General features: G+C 70.4%; 15 protein-coding genes. 6 read left to right on the forward strand and 9 right to left on the reverse strand.

Features of this window, described 5'->3' with window-relative positions; all coding sequences use genetic code 11:
• Positions 1-224: 224 nt before the first annotated feature.
• On the reverse strand, positions 225-1,646 hold the full coding sequence (locus ABEA43_RS25085) for a peptidoglycan D,D-transpeptidase FtsI family protein (protein WP_345565399.1): 1,422 nt from the start codon (positions 1,644-1,646) through the stop codon (positions 225-227).
• 72 nt (positions 1,647-1,718) lie between these two features.
• Complete coding sequence (locus ABEA43_RS25090; RefSeq protein ID WP_345565401.1) at positions 1,719-2,078, reverse strand: MerR family transcriptional regulator; 360 nt, start codon at positions 2,076-2,078, stop codon at positions 1,719-1,721.
• 81 nt (positions 2,079-2,159) lie between these two features.
• Here ABEA43_RS25090 and ABEA43_RS25095 point away from each other — a divergent pair, with 81 nt between their 5' ends.
• Positions 2,160-3,083 (forward strand): aldo/keto reductase, encoded by a 924-nt coding sequence (locus ABEA43_RS25095; RefSeq protein WP_345565403.1) that lies wholly within the window; start codon positions 2,160-2,162, stop codon positions 3,081-3,083.
• A gap of 67 nt (positions 3,084-3,150) precedes the next feature.
• Here the strand turns inward: ABEA43_RS25095 and ABEA43_RS25100 are convergent, their stop codons facing one another.
• The gene (locus tag ABEA43_RS25100; protein ID WP_345565404.1) at positions 3,151-3,789 is read right to left on the reverse strand and encodes a TetR/AcrR family transcriptional regulator; all 639 of its coding nucleotides are present in this window, start codon (positions 3,787-3,789) and stop codon (positions 3,151-3,153) included.
• A gap of 92 nt (positions 3,790-3,881) precedes the next feature.
• Here ABEA43_RS25100 and ABEA43_RS25105 point away from each other — a divergent pair, with 92 nt between their 5' ends.
• A complete protein-coding gene (locus tag ABEA43_RS25105) occupies positions 3,882-5,195 on the forward strand; it encodes a GH1 family beta-glucosidase (RefSeq protein WP_345565405.1) in 1,314 nt (437 codons plus the stop codon).
• Here the strand turns inward: ABEA43_RS25105 and ABEA43_RS25110 are convergent.
• Positions 5,177-6,058 (reverse strand): coiled-coil domain-containing protein, encoded by an 882-nt coding sequence (locus tag ABEA43_RS25110; protein WP_345565407.1) that lies wholly within the window; start codon positions 6,056-6,058, stop codon positions 5,177-5,179. The two genes, ABEA43_RS25105 and ABEA43_RS25110, sit on opposite strands and share 19 nt — an antisense overlap.
• A 274-nt stretch (positions 6,059-6,332) precedes the next feature.
• On the opposite strand from ABEA43_RS25110, the gene ABEA43_RS25115 reads away from it, so the two are divergent.
• The gene (locus ABEA43_RS25115; RefSeq protein WP_345565408.1) at positions 6,333-9,299 is read left to right on the forward strand and encodes a M14 family metallopeptidase; all 2,967 of its coding nucleotides are present in this window, start codon (positions 6,333-6,335) and stop codon (positions 9,297-9,299) included.
• Between the two features lie 124 nt (positions 9,300-9,423).
• A complete protein-coding gene (locus ABEA43_RS25120; protein WP_345565410.1) occupies positions 9,424-10,857 on the forward strand; it encodes an aldehyde dehydrogenase in 1,434 nt (477 codons plus the stop codon).
• A 243-nt stretch (positions 10,858-11,100) separates the two neighbouring features.
• Here the strand turns inward: ABEA43_RS25120 and ABEA43_RS25125 are convergent, their stop codons facing one another.
• The 5 genes from ABEA43_RS25125 to ABEA43_RS25145 are packed head-to-tail and all read right to left on the reverse strand — an operon-like array spanning position 11,101 to position 18,029.
• Complete coding sequence (locus tag ABEA43_RS25125; protein ID WP_345565412.1) at positions 11,101-11,853, reverse strand: alpha/beta hydrolase; 753 nt, start codon at positions 11,851-11,853, stop codon at positions 11,101-11,103.
• A gap of 10 nt (positions 11,854-11,863) precedes the next feature.
• Positions 11,864-14,293 carry a LuxR C-terminal-related transcriptional regulator gene (locus ABEA43_RS25130; RefSeq protein WP_345565414.1) on the reverse strand — a complete coding sequence of 810 codons (2,430 nt, stop codon included), beginning with the start codon at positions 14,291-14,293 and terminating at the stop codon, positions 11,864-11,866.
• A gap of 52 nt (positions 14,294-14,345) precedes the next feature.
• Positions 14,346-14,759, reverse strand: coding sequence for an AMP-binding protein (locus tag ABEA43_RS25135; RefSeq protein WP_345565416.1), 414 nt, complete (start codon positions 14,757-14,759; stop codon positions 14,346-14,348).
• 56 nt (positions 14,760-14,815) lie between these two features.
• The gene (locus tag ABEA43_RS25140) at positions 14,816-17,233 is read right to left on the reverse strand and encodes a LuxR C-terminal-related transcriptional regulator (protein WP_345565417.1); all 2,418 of its coding nucleotides are present in this window, start codon (positions 17,231-17,233) and stop codon (positions 14,816-14,818) included.
• Between the two features lie 52 nt (positions 17,234-17,285).
• A complete protein-coding gene (locus tag ABEA43_RS25145) occupies positions 17,286-18,029 on the reverse strand; it encodes an AMP-binding protein (protein ID WP_345565419.1) in 744 nt (247 codons plus the stop codon).
• 111 nt (positions 18,030-18,140) lie between these two features.
• On the opposite strand from ABEA43_RS25145, the gene ABEA43_RS25150 reads away from it, so the two are divergent.
• Positions 18,141-18,698, forward strand: coding sequence for a TetR/AcrR family transcriptional regulator (locus ABEA43_RS25150; RefSeq protein WP_345565420.1), 558 nt, complete (start codon positions 18,141-18,143; stop codon positions 18,696-18,698).
• 58 nt (positions 18,699-18,756) lie between these two features.
• Entirely contained in the window at positions 18,757-20,607 is a 1,851-nt protein-coding gene (typA, locus tag ABEA43_RS25155) for a translational GTPase TypA (protein ID WP_345565421.1), read from the forward strand.
• Positions 20,608-20,645: the final 38 nt, after the last annotated feature.

The raw sequence follows: 20,645 nt of genomic DNA on the forward strand, positions 1-20,645 counted from the left end.
ACCGCCTGGCCAGCGTCCGCTACGCCGACCGCATCTACGTCCTCGACCACGGCAAGATCACCGAACAAGGCGACCACGCCACCCTCATGACCCTCGACGGCCTCTACGCCGACCTCTACACCCTCCAGGCCACCGCCTACCGCTGAGGGCCTGTGCGCCGGGCCCAGGCGAGCGCGGGCCTCTGCGGGCGGGGCCTCTGCGGGCGTGGGTCTTATGCGCGGGTCCTAGGCGAGTGCGGCCTCGATGATGGCGCGGGCGATGGGCGCCACGGCGTCGGCCCGCGCGCCTGGACGCTCCAGGACGACCCCCACGGCCACCTCGGGCGCCTCAGCGGGCGCGAAGGCGGTGACGAGCGCATTGTCCTCGGTGCCCGGCAGCGTCTCCAGGATGGCGGTCTTGGCGGCCACCTCCACCCCGGGAATGGCCGCCCCCGTCCCCATGCCGCCCGCGCGCGTCACCGTCGTCATCATCCCCGCCAGGTGGCCGGCCAGCGTGGCGGGCAGAGCGGTCCGGTAGGGCGCGGGATTGGCGCGGTTGATGAGGGATCCGTCCGGCAGGCGTACCTCCTCCACCAGGTACGGCCGCATCAGCACCCCTTCGTTGGCCACGGCCGCCGACAACATGGCGATCATCAGCGGCGTGGCCCGGTTGTCGTGGTGCCCGATGGCCGCCAGCGCCGTCTGGGGCCGGTCCATGGCCAGCGGATACCTGCTGGTGGCCGTCGCCAGCGGGACCGTCAGGTTGGGGGCGTTGAAGCCGAACGCCTCCGCCTGGTCCCTGAGCAGGTCCTGCCCGAGCTGGAGCCCGATGTTGGCGAAGGCGGTGTTGCAGGAGGCCTGGAATGCGTACGTCAGGGTCGGGCGGGCGTCGCCGCAGGCCGTGTTGCCGGCGTTCTGGAGGTAGGTGGGGGTGCCGGGCAGTTGCAGCCGGGAAGGGGCGTCCACCAGCGCGGTGGGCGTGTACTCGCCGGAGGCCAGCGCCGCCGCCGTGGTGACCAGCTTGAACGTGGACCCGGGCGGATAGAGCTGGTTCAGCGCCCGGTTCAGCAGGGGCTGCGCGGGCGTCTGCCGGAGCCGCCTGGTGGTCTCGGCGATCTCGGCGGGCTCGAAGCCGGTGAAGGAGTTCGGGTCGAACGACGGATAGCTGGCCAGCCCCAGGATCGCCCCGGTCGCCGGGTTGATGGCCACCGCCGCCCCGGGGATCCCCGTCTCCTTGAGGCTCTGGTACGCCGCCCACTGCACCCGGTCGCTGATCGTCAGCCGGACGCCGGCTCCCTCGACGCGCCCGTCCCTGACCAGCGAACGCACCCTGACCTTGGGGTCGTCCCCGGACAGGACCGCGTCCTGCGCCTGTTCGATGCCGGTGGCGCGGCGCAGCGAGAGGTAGCCGGTGACGGGCGCGTAGAGCTCGCCGTTCCTGTAGAGACGCCGGTAGCCGTACGGGCCCGAGCCGGCCGGGCGGCTGGTGGCGATGACGGTGCCGTCGTAGGTGAGGATGTCGCCGCGCGGATGGTCGAACTTGGCGATGAGCGGGCGCTCGTTCCTGCGGTCGGCGTTGAGCGCGTGCGAGCCGAAGGCCTGGATGAGTGTGACGTGGACGAGCAGCGTGAACAGCATCACCGCGCAGAGCTGGGCGACTCGGCGCATCGGCAGATTGATCCGCCTCGCTCTCGGTCCGGCCATGGATCTTGGTCTAACAGCCGGACCGCAAAGGCGGCGCTACAGGAAGCTTCGGTAGTAGGAAATCTTGTTGTGGATGTAGCTCTGCCGCTCGGCGAGGTTCGCGATCTGGCCCTGGACCTGCCGGTCGTGCTCCTCCAGGAGCTTGATGCGGTCGGGGATCGTGTGGTCGCCGGCGCGTACGAGCTCGGCGAAGCGCAGCATCTTGGCGATGGGCATCCCCGTGTCGCGCAGGCAGCGGACCATGCCCAGCCAGCCCACGTCCTCCTGGCTGAACCTGCGCTGGCCGGCCGAGTTCCGGTCGATGCGCTCCAGCAGGCCGATCTTCTCGTAGTAGCGCAGGGTGTCGAGGCTGAAGCCGGTCTCCTCGACCACTTCCGCGGGGGTGTACACGCTCACGCGTATCAATATCCCACCTGGAGCCCACTCCAGGTCAAGCGGCTTGACATGGAGTGGACTCCAGCTCGCAGAGTCGTGCCCATGAACATCGCACTCGGCACGATCCCCTTCGGGACCAGCGTGAGCCTGGACGACACCTTCGCCATCCTCGACCGGTTCGTCGAGGCCGGCGGCACGAAGCTCGACACGGCCAACAACTACCCGTTCTGGGTCGAGGGCCGCTCGGGAGACGAGAGCGAGCTGGCCATCGGGGACTGGCTGGCCGCCCGCGGCAACCGGGACGAGATCGTGATCAGCACGAAGGGCGGCGCGCGCCCCAGCGTCCCCGGCGACCTCACCCTGGACTCCGCGGAGGGCCTGTCCGCGGCGGCCGTGGCCAAGGCCGCGGAGGGCAGCCTGCGGAGATTGCGGACGGACTACATCGATGTGTATTGGTCGCACATCGAAGACCGTTCCGTCCCGCTCGAAGAGACCTTGGGCGCGCTCGACGGGCTGGCCACGCAGGGCAAGGTCCGCAGCGTGGGCGCGAGCAACATCGCGGCCTGGCGGCTGGAGCGGGCCAGGAACATCTCCGCGGTGCGCGGCTGGCTGCCCTACACCCACCTGCAGCTGCGTCACACGTATCTGCGGCCGCGCCCGCTCACCAGGCTCGCGGAGGCGGGGCACACGCTGGTCTCCGACGAGACCCTCGACTACCTGGCCGCCGAGCCGGACGTGACGCTGTGGGCGTACAACACGCTGATGTTCGGGGCGTACACGCGGGAGGACCGGCCGATCCCGGCCAGCTACGACCACCCGGGCACCGCCCGCCGCCTCGCCGTCCTGCGCGAGGTCGCGAGCGAGCTGGGCGCCACCCCGAACCAGGTCGTGCTGGCCTGGCTGATGGCCGACGGCGTCCTGCCGATCGTGGGCGTCTCCACGATGGCCCAGCTGGAGGAGGCCATCGGGGCCGCTGACCTCAAGCTGGACGCCGAGCTGCGCACCCGGCTGGACTCCCCCGCCTGACCCGCCGACCTCCACCGGCCCTCACCGGCCCTCACCGGATGGCCGGGCAGGTGGCGGCGGCGGCCGGTCACGGCAGGTGGTCGGCCAGATAGCGGCGGACCAGTTGCTTGCACTCCGCGACCAGGAGGGGATCGCCGCACGGATCGATCTTGAAGGCCAGCTTGAGCACCGCGTCCGTGGCCTCGACCGCGACCAGCAGCGCGCGGTCGAGCCCGGGGCCCGCGGGCGCGTCCAGAAGGTCGCGCGTGAGGCTGCGCAGCCGCTCCGCCACCACGGCGTTGTTGTCCTGCTTCCCGTCGAGCGCCCGCTTGGTGCCCTCGACGGGAGTCCCGCCCGGCGTGGCGAGCACCTCGCCGAAGTCCACCACGGCGAACCCGGGCGTGCTGCGCTTCATGCCGACGAACTCGTCGATGGCGAGATCCACCAGATCCGTCCAGTGCCCGAGGTCGGCCTCCGCGATGCGCTCGGTGACGCGGTGCAGGAACGCCTCCAGGTTGCGCCGCGCCAGTGCCCGCACCAGGCCCTGCTTGTCGTGGAAGAACTGGTAGAACGTGCCGATCGGCACCTCGGCCCGGCGCGCGACCTCCTTGGTGGTCAGTGATTCGTAGCCGACCTCGTCGAGCAGGTGCGCACACTCGTCGAGCATCCGCTCCACCCGCTCCACGCTCCGGCGCTGGGCGGGACGGCGGCGCAAGGTACTCGTCATGTCCCCATCCTGGCGTATCACCAGCAGGAAAAGCTGCCCACTTAGACGTCAGATAACATGAGCCGAACTCGCGTCGTAGTGAGGAGCCATGGATGTTCCTATGGGGTACGGCCACGGCCGCCTACCAGATCGAGGGCGCCGCCGAGGAGGACGGCAGGGGCCTCTCCATCTGGGACACCTTCGCCCGCGAGCCCGGCCGCACCAGGGACGGGCACACCGGGGACGTGGCGTGCGACCACTACCACCGCTGGCGCGAGGACGTCGCGCTCATGTCCGGCCTCGGGCTGAACGCCTACCGCTTCTCGATCTCCTGGCCGCGCGTCCAGCCGCTCGGCGACGGCGCGGTGAACGCGCGCGGGCTCGACTTCTACGACCGGCTCGTGGACGCCCTGCTGGCGGCGGGGATCCAGCCGGTGCCCACGCTGTTCCACTGGGACCTGCCCCAGGCGCTGCAGGACCGTGGCGGCTGGATGAACCGCGAGATCGCCCCGATCTTCGCCGAGTACGCCCGCGTCGTCGCCGAGCGCCTGGCCGACCGCGTCCCGCTGTGGATCACCCTGAACGAGCCGTTCGTCCACATGGCCTTCGGCCACGCCCTGGGCATGCATGCCCCCGGCCAGGCACTCCTGACGGGCGCGCTGCCGGTCGCGCATCACCAGCTCCTCGCCCACGGCCTGGCCGTGGGGGCGCTCCGGGCGTCGGGCGCGCGCCAGGTGGCGCTCACCAACAACTGCACGCCCGTCTGGCCGGCCTCGGCGGAGGAGCCCGACGTGCGGGCCGCCGACGCGTACGACGTCCTGCACAACCGCCTGTTCAACGATCCCGTGCTTATCGGCAAATATCCGGACCTGTCGGCGTACACCGGCGACCTCGGCTTCGTCCACGACGGCGACCTGGAGATCATCTCCGCACCCCTCGACGCGCTGGGCATCAACTACTACAACCCCACCCGCATCGCCGCCCCGGCCGACGACGGGCTGCCCTTCAGCGACGCGGGCATCACCGGCCATCCGGTCACCGCCTTCGGCTGGCCGGTCGTCCCCGACGGCCTGCGCGAGCTGCTGACCGGGCTCAAGGCCCGCTACGGCGACGCGCTGCCCCCGATCCACATCACCGAGAACGGCTGCTCGCAGGAGGACGTCCTCACCGAGCGCGGCACGGTCGAGGACGCGGGCCGGATCGCCTACCTGGAGGGCCACATCGGGGCGCTGCGCCAGGCCATGGACGAGGGCGTGGACGTACGCGGCTACTTCGTCTGGTCGCTGCTGGACAACTTCGAGTGGGCCGAGGGCTACCACCAGCGCTTCGGCCTCGTACACGTGGACTTCGCGACCCAGCGCCGCACCCCGAAGGCGTCCTACGCGTGGCTCAGGAGCTTTCTAGCCGATCAGAACACCGACACGTGAACGTGGTCGTAGTGGTTGGCCGTCACGCCGCCGCGGTCCGACATCGGGTCCCAGCCGCCGCCTGAGCGGATGTCGTAGTAGCGCTGCTTCCAGATGATGTACATCACGCCCAGCCTGGAGCCGTTCTGGATGAGCCATTCGGCCAGGGCGTCACCGCGGTCGGCGTCGGCCCCTGAGGCCATCCTGCCGCCGCTGGACATCATGAAGTCGCAGGCCCGGCCCTTGCCGTGCTCGCCGGGGTCGCCTTGGCGCAGGCAGCCGACGCCGTACTTCATGGGGAAGTTCTGCATGATCTCCGCGCGGACCGTGATCATGCGCTGCGTCAGGCCGTCGGCCCCGCCGGGCTGCTGGAAACCGTACTTGGCCAGCAGGCGCTCGACGTCGCGCCGCTTGGCCTGCATGGCCTTGATCTCCTTGCGCAGCTTCTCGATCTTGTCGTTGGCGTCGACCTTCGCGTTCTTCGACTTCTCAATCAGCTTCTGGATGTTCTGGACGCGCTGGGTGCGCTCGGCGGCCATGTAGGCCATGTTGGACACCTGCCCCAGCAGTTTGTACGGGTCGTCGTTGGGCGTGATGAGCGAGACGTTGTCCAACGGGCCCACGATGTAGGAGGTCTGGGCGATCCGCGCCAAATCGGCCTGGGCGGCCTTGAGCTGCGCCTGGAGGCCGCCGGAGGTGTCCGTGGCCTTCTTGGCCTGGATCCTGATCTCCTCCAGGCTCTGGATCTGGCCGCGGTAGAGCTCGTTGAGCTTGGTCGCCTGCTTGGTGAGCTTGCGCAGCTCAGCGGGGCTGGGATCGGCCGCGGCGGGCTGCGGCGCGGGGAGTCCGAGCAGCCCGGCGAGAACGGCGACAAGAACGGCCACCCGCCAGATTCTCACGCCCGTCCCTCCCCTCATAGACGGACCGAAACTATAGAAGATGATCTTGATTCCTGTCATCCGAACGGCGGAACTGGCGCACCCTTGGTGATATTTTTAGGCATTTGTCCGAATTAAGGAGAACCTAAAAAGTTGGGTCTTGTATAGATCGCTCCAACGGTCTGAGATGGCGATCGAACTCGTCTCTGCGAAGGGGCAGACCGTGTCTCGAACCTTGACAATCGCCGCCGCCGTGATCATCGGCTTAGGCACCTCAATCGTGGCTCTTCCCGCGCAGGCCTCCGTGGACCCGTTGCCCGCGCGCGACCGCATCGAACTGTACGAGCTCGACAGCCCGCCCGGCACCGGCCAGACGCTCAGGGAGAAGGGCTTCGACGTCGTCCAGCAGGAGAACACGGGAAGCCAGGAGCACGTCGAGCTGACCGCCGCCCAGACCGACCTCGACGCGCTGAAGAAGCTCGGCTACCAGCCGCAGCCCGTACGCAACCCGCAGGGCCAGACCCAGCTGGAGGCCGCCAGGGCGCAGGCCGCGGGCGGCTACACCGTCTACAAGTCCTACTCGGAGCCCGGCGGCATCGCCGACCAGCTCAAGGCCATCGCGAGCGCCAACAGGGACATCGTCAAGCTCCAGTCGATCGGCAAGTCGCTGCGCGGCCAGGACATCCTGGCCGCCAAGGTCACCACCGGCGCCAGGCTGCTGCCCGACGGCATCAAGCCCGCCACCCTCTACTCGGCCACCCAGCACGCCCGCGAGTGGATCTCCACCCAGGTCGACCTGCGCCTGCTGAAGTACGTGGTCGCGAACAAGAGCGCGCTCAGGGACCTGCTCAACAAGACCGAGCTGTGGTTCGTCCCGGTGGCCAACCCCGACGGGTACGACTTCACCTTCACCGAGGGCAACCGCCTGTGGCGCAAGAACCTGCGCGACCACGACGGCGACGGCCAGATCACGGGCATCGACGGCGTCGACCCGAACAGGAACTTCCCCACGAACTTCCACTACGACGAGGAAGGCTCGTCGAGCATCCCCAGCAGCGAGACCTACCGCGGCACCGCGCCGGCCAGCGAGCCCGAGACCAGGGCCATGGACGGCCTGCTGCGGCGCGTCAGGTTCGAGATGCAGCTCAACTACCACTCCTACGGCCCGCTACTGCTCTACCCGCTCGGCGTGCAGATCGCCACGGAGACGGCCGACAACCCGATCTACGAGGCGCTCACCGGGAACGACGCGAACCCCGCCATCCCCGGCTTCGACCCGGACCTCGGCGCCGAGCTCTACACCACCAACGGCGACACCAACGACCAGGCGCACGCCCAGTACGGCACGCTGTCCTGGACACCCGAGCTCAACGAGGGCTGCGACGGCTGCGCCTTCGTCTTCCCCGATGACGAGGCGCTGGTGCAGGCCGAGTTCGAGAAGGGCCTGCCGTTCGCGCTCGACGTCGCCAAGTCGGCGGTCAACCCGGTCGAGCCGGTGAGCCACCTGGGCAACAGGACCCCGGACTTCGAGCTCGACCCGTTCGAGCTCAGCTACGGCAGGGACCAGGTCGTCCAGGTCAACGCCAAGCGCAAGCTCGGCCCGGTGTTCCTGAACTACCAGGTCAACGGCGGCCGTACCAAGACCTCCCTGACCGGCGAGTGGAAGGGCGGCGAGCGCTACGGCAAGGGCTACGACCGCTACTACCACCGGCTGCGCGGCAAGGTCACCGGCGCCAGGCCGGGCGACAAGGTCAAGGTCTGGTTCAGCTCGATCGGTAAGAAGAGCGCCGCCTTCACCTACACCGTCGCCACCGACATCGGCGGCCAGGTGCTGGTGCTGGCCGCGGAGGACGTCACCGGCATCAGCCCGGCGCAGGGCGTGACCGAGGCCAAGTACGCCGACGAGTACGCCGCCGCGCTCACCGCGGCCGGCTACACCTCGGACGTGTACGACATGGACAAGGCCGGCCGCAAGGCCCCGCACCCGCTCGGCGTGCTCAGCCACTACAAGGCGGTGGTCTGGGAGACCGGCGACGACATCATCCCGAGGACGACCGGCCAGGTGGGCGGCACCACCTCCAAGGGCGGCGTGGACACCGAGCTGGCGGTCCGCGACTACCTGAACGAGGGCGGCAAGCTGCTGCACGCCGGCAAGTACCCGTCGTTCGCGCAGAACAACAACGGCGCCTACTTCTACCAGCCCGACCAGCCGGCGCAGCCCGAGTGCACGGTCCCCGACGACCCGCCGTGCATCCCCGTGTTCAACGACTTCCAGCAGTACTGGCTGGGCGCCTACGTCTACTTCGACGACGCGGGCACCGACCAGGCGACCGGCCAGCCGTTCGGCCTCCAGGGCGTGGGCGGCACGTTCGACGGCTTCGGCGCCACGATCGAGCCGGGCCACACCAACTCGTTCGTGGCAACCTCCGCCATCCTGCCCGCGCAGCAGTTCCCGCTGTTCGCGAGCTCGGCCCAGATCAAGTGGGTACGTCCGGGCGGCCCCTTCGACCCGCACACCGGCGCATGGGACGTCTACAGCGGCATCGCCGACGTCTCGTGGAAGCGGCTGACCAAGACCGTCGACCTGACCGGGAAGAGCGGCGGCGACCTGTCGTTCTGGACGTCGTACGACACCGAGAGCGCCTGGGACTTCCTCACCGTCGAGGCCAGGACGGCGGGCGGCGACGACTGGACCACACTGCCGGACGCCAACGGCCACACCAGCACCGACACCGGCGAGAGCTGCAAGACGGAGAACAGCGGCGGCTGGCGCACCATCCACCCGTTCACGCAGCGCTACCAGGGCGTCGCGTGCGAGCCGACCGGCACCTCCGGCTCGTGGCACGCCGCCTCCGGCAACTCGGCCGGCTGGCAGCAGTGGAAGATCGACCTGACCCCGTACGCGGGCAAGCAGGTCGAACTGTCCGTCTCCTACATCAGCGACTGGGGCACCCAGGGCGCGGGCGTCTTCCTGGACGACTTCGCGGTCACCCTGGACGGCGCCACGACCGAGTCCACCTCGTTCGAGGCGGACCTGGGCGGCTGGGCCGTGAGCGATCCGCCCGAGGGCTCGTCCCCGTCGATCAACAACTGGTTCCGCACGGACCAGGTCTTCGAGGAGGGGGCGGGGATCACCACCAAGGACACGGTGTACCTCGGCTTCGGCGCCGAGAGCGTGACCGATCAGGCCACGCGCACGGACCTGGTCAAGAGGTCCATGCGGCATCTGCTCGGCGATCCTCGCTAGCACCGCGGAGGGGTCCGGCACCGGCGTGCCGGGCCCCTCTTGCGTGTCTGGACAGAACATGGTTCGGTCGGCTTGAGACATTCCTCTAGCAAGCAAGCATTCGGTCAAGCAGGAGGCTCACGACATGCGCCAGCACGACACGCTGTTCATCGGGGGCGAATGGGTGGCCCCAGCGGGCACCGGAACGATAGACGTCGTCTCTCCGCACACCGAGGAGCTGGTCGGCCGGGTGCCCGACGGCACGCCAGAGGACATGGACCGCGCGGTCGTGGCGGCGCGGGAGGCGTTCGACCACGGGCCGTGGCCGCGGCTGACGTTCGCCGAGCGGGCCGAGGTCATCAGCCGGCTGGCCGCGATCTACAACGAGCGCCAGGCCGAGATGGCCCAGCTCATCACCGAGGAGATGGGCTCGCCGATCACCTTCTCCAACCTGGCCCAGGCGCCTCAGCCGCTCGGCATGCTGCAGTACTACGCGGAGCTCGGCAAGTCGTTCGCGCAGGAGGAGCAGCGGCCCGGGCTGTTCGGCCCGATCACCGTGCGCAGGGAGCCCGTGGGCGTGGTGGCGGCCGTCGTGCCGTGGAACGTGCCGCAGTTCGTCACGATGACGAAGCTCGCGCCCGCGCTGGTGGCCGGCTGCACGGTCGTGCTGAAGCCGGCGCCCGAGACGCCGCTGGACGCGTACCTGCTGGCCGAGTGGGTGCTCGAAGCCGGCCTGCCGGCGGGCGTGCTCAACATCGTGGCCGCGGGCCGCGAGACCGGCGAGCACCTGGTCTCGCACCCCGGCGTGGACAAGGTGGCCTTCACCGGCTCGACCGCGGCCGGCCGCCGCATCGCCTCCATCTGCGGCGAGCAGCTCAAGCGGGTCAGCCTGGAGCTGGGCGGCAAGTCGGCCGCCATCATCCTCGACGACGCCGACCTGTCCGCCAGCATGGGCATGCTCGCGATCGCCTCGCTCATGAACAACGGCCAGGCGTGCGTGGCGCAGACCCGCATCCTGGCCTCGCAGAGCCGTTACGACGAGGTCGTCGAGGCGGTCGCGACCATGGTCAACTCCCAGCCCGTCGGCGACCCGGCCGACCCGTCCACCGGCATCGGCCCGCTGGTCGCCAGGCGGCAGCAGGAACGCGTCGAGGGCTACATCAGGATCGGCATGGAGGAGGGCGCCAAGGTCGTCGCCGGCGGGCTCGACCGGCCCTACGACCGCGGCTGGTACGTCGCGCCCACCGTCTTCGCCGGCGTCACCAACGACATGCGCATCGCCCGCGAGGAGATCTTCGGGCCGGTCCTGGCCGTGATCCCGTACGACGACGAGGCCGACGCCGTACGCATCGCCAACGACAGCGACTACGGCCTGGCCGGCACGGTGTGGACGGCCGACACCGAGCACGGCATGGACGTGGCCCGCCAGGTCCGCACCGGCACCTACGGCGTGAACTGCTTCATGCTGGAGTCCAACGCGCCCTTCGGCGGCTACAAGGCCAGCGGCATCGGCCGCGAGCTGGGCCCCGAGGGCCTGAGCAGCTACCTGGAGTACAAGACGATCGCCCGGCTCGGCTGACTCGTCATCGGGGGCCCCGCGCGTGCCGCGGGGCCCTCCTCTTCGCGGGCTGTGCACCCAGCGCGCCCCCGCGACGCTAGGTGCACCGAACCGCGGCCTGGATCAGGCCGCCGGACGGGCCCTACTGAGAGCAACCGCCCGACCACAGAAGTATGTCCTATGTCCACCGCATGGGTGGATTCCTTCCCATGGGACTTTCTCCCGGTGGTTTCTTTCCTTCCGCCCTAGGTAGACGTGTATTACTCACAAAAAGTTCGAGGAGATCCATTTGCCGATTCTGCGGATGAGATCGGGGGTCGCCGCGGACTCCGCGTGACCGTAGCCGGGCTCGATCCAGAGCTCCTTGGGCTCGCGTGCGCCCGCGTAGAGCTGGTGCGCGTGTTCGAGCGGGAAGAACGTGTCGGCGTCGCCGTGGACGACCAGCAGCGGGGTCGGCGAGATGAGCGCGGCGGCCTCGTACGGCGGCATCGGGATCGGGTCCCAGCGGCCCCGCATGATCCTCGTGCGCTTGGCCACCCGTGCCGCCAACCGGCCGACTGGCTGCTCGATCGCCCAGTGGACCTGGCGCATCGGCTTGGTGCCCCGGTAGTACCAGCGGGCCGGGCCGCTCACCGCCGCCACCGCGTCCACGCCGCCGCGCAGGCCCGCGTGCCGTACGGCCACCGCCGCGCCCATCGAGAACCCCACCACCGCGATCTTCGAGTAGCCGATCACGCGGGCGTGCCTGACCGCGGCCTCGACGTCGAGGACCTCCAGATCGCCCACGGTCGTCTCACCGCCGGAGCGCCCATGCCCGCGGAAGTCGAACGCGACCACGCCCCCGTAACCGCTCAGCACGTGCACGATGCGCCGCGCCGACCGCTCCCGCCACGACCCCGTGAACCCATGCGCCACAACGATCCCCAGGTCAGCGCTGATGGTGGGGGTGTGGGAGGCATCGATGCGGACCCCGTCCTCGGTCCTGAGCATCACGGGGAAATTGGGCGCGAAAGGCATGGATATGAGCTTATGTTCGCCCGGAATCCGTCCCGTGCTCGGCCGCCCACACCGCGATCTGCGCCCGGGAGGCGAACCCCAGCTTCTCCATGATGTTGGCGATGTGCCGCGCGACGGTCGCCGAGCTGATCACCAGCTCCAGCGCGATGGCCCGGTTGCTCAGCCCGCGGGTGAGCAACCGGGCGATCTCCCGTTCCCGGACGGTCAGCCCGCCGTAACGTGACGCGGGCGCCACGGACGCGGGCAGCCGCTCGGGCACCGCCTCGCTGTCGAGCACCCGCCTGACCACCTCATCCGTCGGCTGCTCCATGCCCCTCGCCCACAGCAGCGCCACCCGGCCCTCGCCGAGCCGAGCCCTGGCCAGCCCCAGCAGCTCCTGGATGCGCCCTGGCGTCCCGAACTGCCCGATGGCGTCCCGGAGCACCGTCGCGGCCGCCGCGGCCAGCACGGCCCCTTCGAGGTCGTCCTGCGCCTGCGCCAGCGCCGACGCGGCCATGAGCGCGCGCACGATCCCCCTGCGCTGGCCCGTCTGCCTGCTCAGAGCCAGCCCGGCGGCCACGTGGACCCGCGCGGCCGCGTAGTCGTGCAGCCCGGCGGCCACCCTGCCGAGCTGGGCCTGGCAGCGCGCCAGCTCCACCCGGTTGTCCATGTCCCGCAGCAGGGGCAGCGCGGAGGAGTGGTGGGACATCGCCGCCTCCAGGTCGCCCGCGGCCTCGGCCACCGCCCCCAGATGGGTCAGCGCCCTGGCCAGCGTCCAGTGGTGCCCCGACTCCCTGGCCAGGGCCAGGGCCTCCGAGCCGCAGCGCTGCGCCTGGTGCAACCGGCCGTGGAACAGCGCCAGGTTGAGCTGCGCGATCCGCACGGTGGCCAGGTTGAACAGGTCGTCGTGGGCGCGGGCCGCCGCCTCCAGCTCCTCCAGGTAACGCAGCGCCTTGTCGCTCTGCCCTGTGCGGAAGAACACGGTCAGCGCCACTCCGTAGGTGATACCGAGCCAGTGCGTGTAGGGGTGCTTCTTCTGCTCCTCGACGCCCTGCACGATGAGCTCCTCGGCGCGGGCCAGCTCGTCGCCGAGCTCCAGCCCGTACGCCAGGCCGCCCTTGGCCACCGCGATCAGCTCGGGCGGCACCGCGGACAGGTCGAGCGCCAGCAGCCGCTCGTGCCAGCCGACGCTCTCCCCCAGGTCGCCGCGGACCGCCAGGATGGCCAGCGCCGCGCGGGCCAGGCGCAGCCCGAGCACGGGCTCCTTCGAGGCCACCGCCCACCCGACCGCGACCCGGCAGTCGTCGAGCAGGCCGCGCCCCTTGGTGAAGTGCGCGAACCGCTCGGGCCACGGCGTGCGCCGATCCAGCGAGCCCGCCTCGTAGCAGTGCTCCATCTCCTCGCAGATCACCCGCAGGTGCCTGCCGCGCAGGCGCTCGGCCTCACCGGCCTCCGCCAGCCGCTCCGCGGCATATTCCCTGATGGTCTCCAGCAGGCGGTAGCGGCCCGCGCCGTCGTGGTGCAGCACCAGCGACTTGTCCACCAGGCCGCCGAGCAGGTCGAGCAGCTCGGCCCTGCGCACGATCCCGCCGTCCGCGCACACCCCCTCGGCCAGCTCCAGGTCGAACAGCCCGGCGAACACCGACAGGCGGCGCAGCAGCACCCGCTCCTTGGGCCTGAGCAGGTCATGGCTCCACTCGACGGTCGCCAGGAGCGTGCGCTGCCTGGCGGGGGCCGTCCTGTCGCCGGTGGTGAGCAGCCTGAACCGGTCGCCGATCCGGTCGGCGATGCGGCCGGGGCTCAGCACGCTGGTACGGGCCGCCGCCAGCTCCAGCGCCAGCGGCAGCCCGTCGAGCGCGCGGCACAGGCGTACGACGTCGTCCATGGAGCCGGTCACCGCCCGCGCGCCCACCGCCAGCGCCCGCTCGACGAAGAGCAGCACGGACTCGGCGTCCGGGTGGTGGTCGTCGGGCAGCTCCAGCGGCGGCACCCGCCAGATCAGCTCGCCGGGGATCCGCAGCGGCTCCCTGCTGGTCAGCAGGAACCGTAGTCCGGGGCACTCGGCGATCAGGCCGGTCACCAGCTCGGCGCAGCGCTCGACCAGGTGCTCGCAGTTGTCCAGCACGACCAGCGTGCGCGCCTCGCGCAGGCGTACGCGCAGGCCGTCGAGCAGCCGCCCAGGAGCCTCGTCACGGACGCCGAGCACCTCGGCCAGCTCGTTGACGATCAGCTCCGGGTCGCCGACGCGGGCCAGCTCCACCAGCCACACGCCGTCGGCGAACCGGGGCACGGCCTGCGCCGCGACGCGCAGCGACAGGCGGGTCTTGCCGATGCCGCCCACCCCGCTGAGCGTGATCACGCGTTGTTCGTGGACCAGCGCGCTCAGCTCGGCCACGTCTCTCGCGCGTCCGACGAAGTGGTTGGGCTCGGCGGGCAGGTTGTGCGGGAGTTGCGCGGTCATGAGGGGCCCAAGCGGTCGCGGCGGATCTCATCGGTGCCCAGTGTCCACCGCTTCAGCCCTCCGCGCGATCACTTTCCGCGCAGACCCGGCGACTGCCCGGATACGGGTGCAGCTCGCCCAGGTCCGCGACGCTCATCACGACGCGGACGCGCGACTCGTCCGCGGCGTCCAGGGCGTGCGGCAGATCGGAGATCATCACCCGCGCGCCGCTCGCCCTGATCCGGTCCCTGAGCGAGCCCTCGTCGAGGTCCGCGGGCACCGGCCAGGCGACGCCGCCCGCGGCGATCACCGCGTCGGCGGCCACCAGCAGGTCGGGTCCGACGGGCAGGCAGATGAGCACGGTGTCACCCGTGCGCACTCCTCTGCGCCGCAACTGGACGGTCGCGACGGCGGACCTCTCATCCAGTTGCTCCTCGGTGAGCTTCAGGCCGGTGCCTGAGTCCACCATGACGATGCGCTCATCCATGCAGCCCACGCTAGGGAGGGCGTCAGATGCATACATGGGGCGGAATATGCAGATCCCTATGCAGAATCGCCGGCGTGCTCGGCGGCCCACACCGCGATCTGCGCGCGCGAGGTGTAACCGAGCTTCTCCATGATGTTGGCGATGTGCCGCGCGACGGTCGCCGGGCTGATCACCAGCTCCTCCGCGATGGCCCGGTTGGACAGCCCCCGGGTGAGCAGGCCCGCGATCTCCCGCTCGCGGACGGTCAGCAGCGAGTGTCTGACCGGCTCGGTCGCCACGGTGCCCCTGACGGCCGTCAGCCGCTCGCCTTCGAGCACGTGGCGGGCGGCCGCGTCGGGGCTCATCGCCCGGCCCCGCGACCAGAGCGAGGTGGTACGGCCGTCGCCCAGCTTGGTGCGGGCCCGGCCGAGCAGCTCCTCGATCCTGATCGTGGCGGAGTGCTGGCCGATCGACTCGCGCAGCGTGGCCGCCGCCGCCGCGGCCAGCACGGCCCCCTCCAGGTCGCCTTCGTACTCCGCCAGCACCGACAGCCCCACCAGGCACCTAGCCACGCCCTGGCGCTGACCGGTCGCCCGGCCCAGCGCGAGGCTCGCCGCCAGCCGCTCCCTGGCGGTGCCGAACTCGTGCAGCATCGCCGCCACCCTGCCGATCCTGGCCAGGCAGCGCGCCAGCTCCAGATCGCTGCCCAGCTCCCGCAACCAGGGGACGGCCAGTTCGTACTGGGTCTGGGCGGTCACCAGATCGCCCCGGGCCTCGGCCACCGCGCCGAGCTGGGCCGCGGTCCTGGCCATGATCCAGCGGTGGCCGTGCGCGCGCGCCCGCGCGAGCGCCTCCTCGCCGTGCCGCTGCGCCTCGCGCAGCCGGCCGCGGGTCAGCGCCACCGCCGACAGCCCGGCCAGCCCCGCCGCCTGGTTCCAGGTGTCGCCGGAGCTCGTGGCCAGCGCCAGCCCATCCTCCGCGTGGTGCAGCGCCTCGTCGATCCTGCCCATCCGCAGCAGCACCACCACCATGAGGCTGTGCATGACGCAGCGCGGGAAGACGTTCGACGGCGACAGCCCCGCCAGGCTCTGCCCCGCCACCTCCAGCGAGCGGCTCAGCTCGTCTCTGGCCTCCAGCCCATAGGCCAGGTACGCCTTGGCGTGCGCGACCTGCTCGTCGGGCACGCCGGTCAGGTCGAGCGAGAACAGACGCTCGATCCAGGCGACGATCTCCGTCAGGTTGCCGCCGATGGGCAGCAGCCCGGTGCTGGTCGAGCACAGGCGCAGGCCCAGCGGCACGTTGCCGAACTCGGCCGCCCAGTCGAGCGCGACCCGCTGGTCGTCGAGCAGGCTCCGGCTCATGGTCAGCGACGCCAGCCGCTGCGGCCACGGAACGTCCGGCGTGACCATCTCGGTCGTGAAGTGGCGCTCCTGCAGCTCGCAGAGCACGCTGAGGTGGCGCTCGCGCAGGACCTCCCGCTCGCCCGCGTGTTCGAGGCGCTCGACCGCGTAACGCTTGATGGTCTCCAGCAGCCAGTAGCGCCTGCGGCTCTCGTCGCACAGCACGAGGGACTTGTCGACCAGGCCGCCGAGCAGGTCGACGATCTCCGGCTCCGAGATGGGCCGCTCGGCGCAGATCTGCTCGGCGAGGTCGAGGTCGAAGGCGCCGGCGAACACCGACAGCCTGCGCAGCAGCACCTGCTCCTTCGCCGACAGCAGGTCGTAGCTCCATTCGACGGCCGCGAGGAGCGTGCGCTGCCGGGCCGGGGCGGTGCGCCCGCCGGTGGTGAGCAGCGAGAACCGGTCGTCTATGCGGTCGGCGATCTGCCCGGGGCTGAGCAGGCTCGTGCGCGCGGCGGCCAGCTCCAGCGCCAGCGGCAGCCCGTCGAGCGCCTGGCACAGGCGCACCACGTCGGGCAGGCTCTCCTGGCCGAGCCTGGTGCCCGCCGCCACGGAACGGTCCATGAAGAGCTGCACGGACTCGGCGTCAGGGGTGCCCATGTCGGGCAGGTCGAGCGGCGGCACCCGCCAGATCAGCTCGCTGGCGATGCGCAACGGCTCCCTGCTGGTGGCCAGGATGCTCAGCCACGGGCAGGCGGCGATCAGCGCCGCGGACACCTCCGCGCACCGGTCGACCAGGTGCTCGCAGTTGTCGAGCAGCAGCAGGCAGCGCAGGCCGCGCAGCCTGGCGGTCACGGTGTCGAGCAGCGGCCGGCCGGGCTCCTCGCGTACGCCGAGCACGCGGGCGATCTCCTGGACGACGAACTCGGACCGGCTGAACCTGGCCAGCTCCACCAGCCACACGCCGTCGGGATAGGCGGGGACCAGACCGGCGGCCACCCGCAGCGCCAGCCGGGTCTTGCCGATGCCGCCGACGCCGCACAGCGTCACCACCCGCGTCTCGCCGAACAACCCGCGCAGATCGTCGAGATCACGCTCACGACCCACGAACCGGTTGGGCTCTGCTGGAAGGTTGTGCCGTGGGGGCTCTGGCATGTGTTCACCCTGCGTCGCGGAAGGATCACACTCTTCCACAGTGTCGCACTTTTCACAGTCCAAGCGAGCTTACGACCGCTCTTTCGTCGACGACACGCAGCATCGGGTCGCCGAGCAGTCGTCTGGCCAGGTCATATGGGGCGACGACCAGGGTGGCCCGGCGCTCCTCGGCCAGCACGCGGCAGCCCACCAGGCTCGGCTCGTGGGCGACGACGACGTGGGCGCCGGACATCATGGCCAGGTCGATCACCCGCAGGCCCCTGAACGACTCGCTGACCGCGTTGATCACGACGTCGTCCTTGCCGATGACCAGCCGCGCGGCCAGCCTGCGCAGGTCGCTCGCCAGCTCGTCGTGGTCGAACGTCCGGCCGCCGTCGAGGCAGACCGCCGGGCCCGCCAGCGGCCCGAACTCCAGGCCGCGCTCGCCCACCAGCTCGGCGAACGGCTTGGCGCCGGCCACCGGCTGGAAGGAGAAGACCTGCTCCACCCGCGCCGCCGCGGGGTCGTAGTGCCGCTGGGTGATCATCATGCGGGCGGCGCCGTAGGACCTGAGCACCGAGACCCCGCCCGCCCAGGCGACCGAGTGGACCGCGACGGGCAGCGTCGCGCCGAGCGGGACGTTGACGAGAACGTGATCGCCGTAACGCAGACCCAGCCGGCGCAGCCCCGCCGCGGCCCGCGTGACCCGCCGCATGAAGGCCGAGTACGACAACACCTCGCCGGTCCTGACATCGCTCACAGCCGGCTGGTCGCCCTGAATCGGTGCCGCGGCCATAACCAGCTCTGTCCAGGTCATGCCGCCAATCTAAGGAGCGCGGCCATGATTGCCATGCGCACAATTGTGCAACCACCTATGTAGGTGTCCCCGTACGCGGCTCGCCATGGGCGCGGCCCTTACCCTTGATCCATGCGGGACGACTCGCTCGATCGCATCCTCGACGCCGCCTACGCGGGGATGCTGGAGCAGGGCCTGCGCCGGCTGACCATGGACGACGTCGCCAGGCGCGCCGGGCTGGCCCGCGTCACCGTCTACCGGCGTTTCGCGCGCAAGGGCGACCTGATCCACGCGGTGATCCTGCGCGAGCTGAACCGGTTTCTGAAAACGTTCGGGCAGGCTGTCGCGCCGCTGCCGACGCCGGCCGACCAGGTGACCGAGGGGTTCGCCATCACGCTGCGGCTCGTACGCGGCCACCCCCTGCTGAGCCGCCTGCTCGCGACCGAGCCCGGGACCATCCTTCCCCAGCTCACGCTGGAGGCGGGGCCCTATCTCGCGGTCGCCAGGGAGCAGCTGGCCGCCCATCTCGACACCCCGGAGGCGGAGGCGGTGGCCGAGATGTTCATCCGGATAGCGCTGTCTTTCGTCCTCATCCCGGACAGCGCGATCCCTCTCCGTAACGACGAAGACGCCCGCGCTTACGCCCGCCGACACCTCGTCCCGCTCCTGCCATCTGGGGGGATCAACTAGACTTATAAGGTCGCGACTTCGCGCGGCCGACCCCACGACAACAGAGCGAGACGTCATCATGCCTTTGAACAGCCGCGACGACCTGCGGAACATCGCGATCATCGCGCACGTCGACCATGGCAAGACCACGCTGGTCGACGCCATGCTCTGGCAGTCCGGGGCCTTCCGTGCGAACCAGGATGTCGATGACCGCGTCATGGACTCCAACGACCTCGAGCGCGAGAAGGGCATCACCATTCTCGCGAAGAACACCGCGGTCAAGCACGGTGGCATGACCCTGAACATCATCGACACCCCCGGCCACGCCGACTTCGGCGGCGAGGTCGAGCGCGGCCTGTCCATGGTCGACGGCGTCGTCCTGCTGGTGGACGCCTCCGAGGGGCCGCTGCCGCAGACCCGTTTCGTGCTGCGCAAGGCGTTCGCCGCCAAGATGCCGGTCATCCTGTGCATCAACAAGGTCGACCGCCCCGACGCCCGGATCAAGGAGGTCGTGGACGAGGTCTACGAGCTCTTCATGGACCTCGACGCCACCGAGGAGCAGATCGACTTCCCGATCGTCTACGCCTCGGCCAAGGCGGGCCGGGCCTCCCTGGCGCGCCCCGCCGACGGCGGCATGCCCGACTCCGAGGACCTCGAGCCGCTGTTCGACATCATCAAGTCGACCATCCCTGCGCCGGTCTACGACCCGAACGCGCCGCTCCAGGCGCATGTCACCAACCTCGACGCGTCCTCCTACCTCGGCCGCATCGCGCTGTGCCGGATCCACCAGGGCGTCATGCGCAAGGGCCAGCAGGTGGCCTGGTGCCGTACCGACGGCTCGATCCAGCGCGTCAAGATCACCGAGCTGCTCATGACCGACGCGCTTGAGCGCAAGCCGGCCGAGGAGGCCGGCCCCGGCGACATCATCGCCATCGCGGGCATCCCCGAGATCATGATCGGCGAGACGCTGGCCGACCCCGAGGACCCGCGCCCGCTGCCGCTGATCACGGTGGACGAGCCCGCCATCTCCATGACCATCGGCACCAACACCTCGCCGCTCGTGGGCAGGGTCAAGGGCTCGAAGGTGACCGCCCGCATGGTGAAGGACCGGCTGGAGAAGGAGCTCGTCGGCAACGTGTCGCTGCGCGTGCTGCCCACCGACCGGCCCGACGCCTGGGAGGTCCAGGGCCGTGGCGAGCTGGCGCTGGCCATCCTGGTCGAGCAGATGCGCCGCGAGGGCTTCGAGCTGACCGTCGGCAAGCCGCAGGTGGTCACCAAGATCGTCGACGGCAAGGTGCACGAGCCCGTCGAGCGCCTGACGGTCGACTGCCCCGAGGAATACCTGGGCGCGGTCACCCAGCTCCTGGCCGTGCGCAAGGGCCGCATGGAGCACATGACCAACCACGGCACGGGCTGGATCCGGATGGAGTTCGTGGTCCCGGCCCGCGGCCTGATCGGCTTCCGTACCGAGTTCCTGACCGAGACGCGCGGCACCGGCCTGGTGCACCACGTGTTCGACTCCTACGAGCCCTGGTTCGGCGAGCTGCGCACCCGCAACAACGGCTCCCTGGTTGCCGACAGGTCCGGTCCCGTGACCGCCTTCGCGATGCTCAACCTGCAGGAGCGCGGCACCCTGTTCGTCCCGCCGACGACCGAGGTCTACGAAGGCATGATCGTCGGCGAGAACTCCAGGTCCGACGACATGGACGTGAACATCACCAAGGAGAAGAAGCTCACCAACATGCGCTCCTCCACCAGCGAGGAGACGGAAAAGGTGATTCCGCCGCGCAACCTGTCGCTGGAGCAGGCGCTGGAGTTCATCCGCGAGGACGAGTGCGTGGAGATCACCCCGGAGACGGTCCGCATCCGCAAGGTCGTGCTCGACGCCTCCACCCGCGGCCGCGCCGCCGCGCGCGCCAAGCGCGCCTGAGCCGAGGATTCCGGCAGCCGCGTTTTGCTCGCTTTTAC

This window comes from Nonomuraea rosea (genome assembly GCF_039539705.1).
Lineage (GTDB): Bacteria > Actinomycetota > Actinomycetes > Streptosporangiales > Streptosporangiaceae > Nonomuraea > Nonomuraea rosea.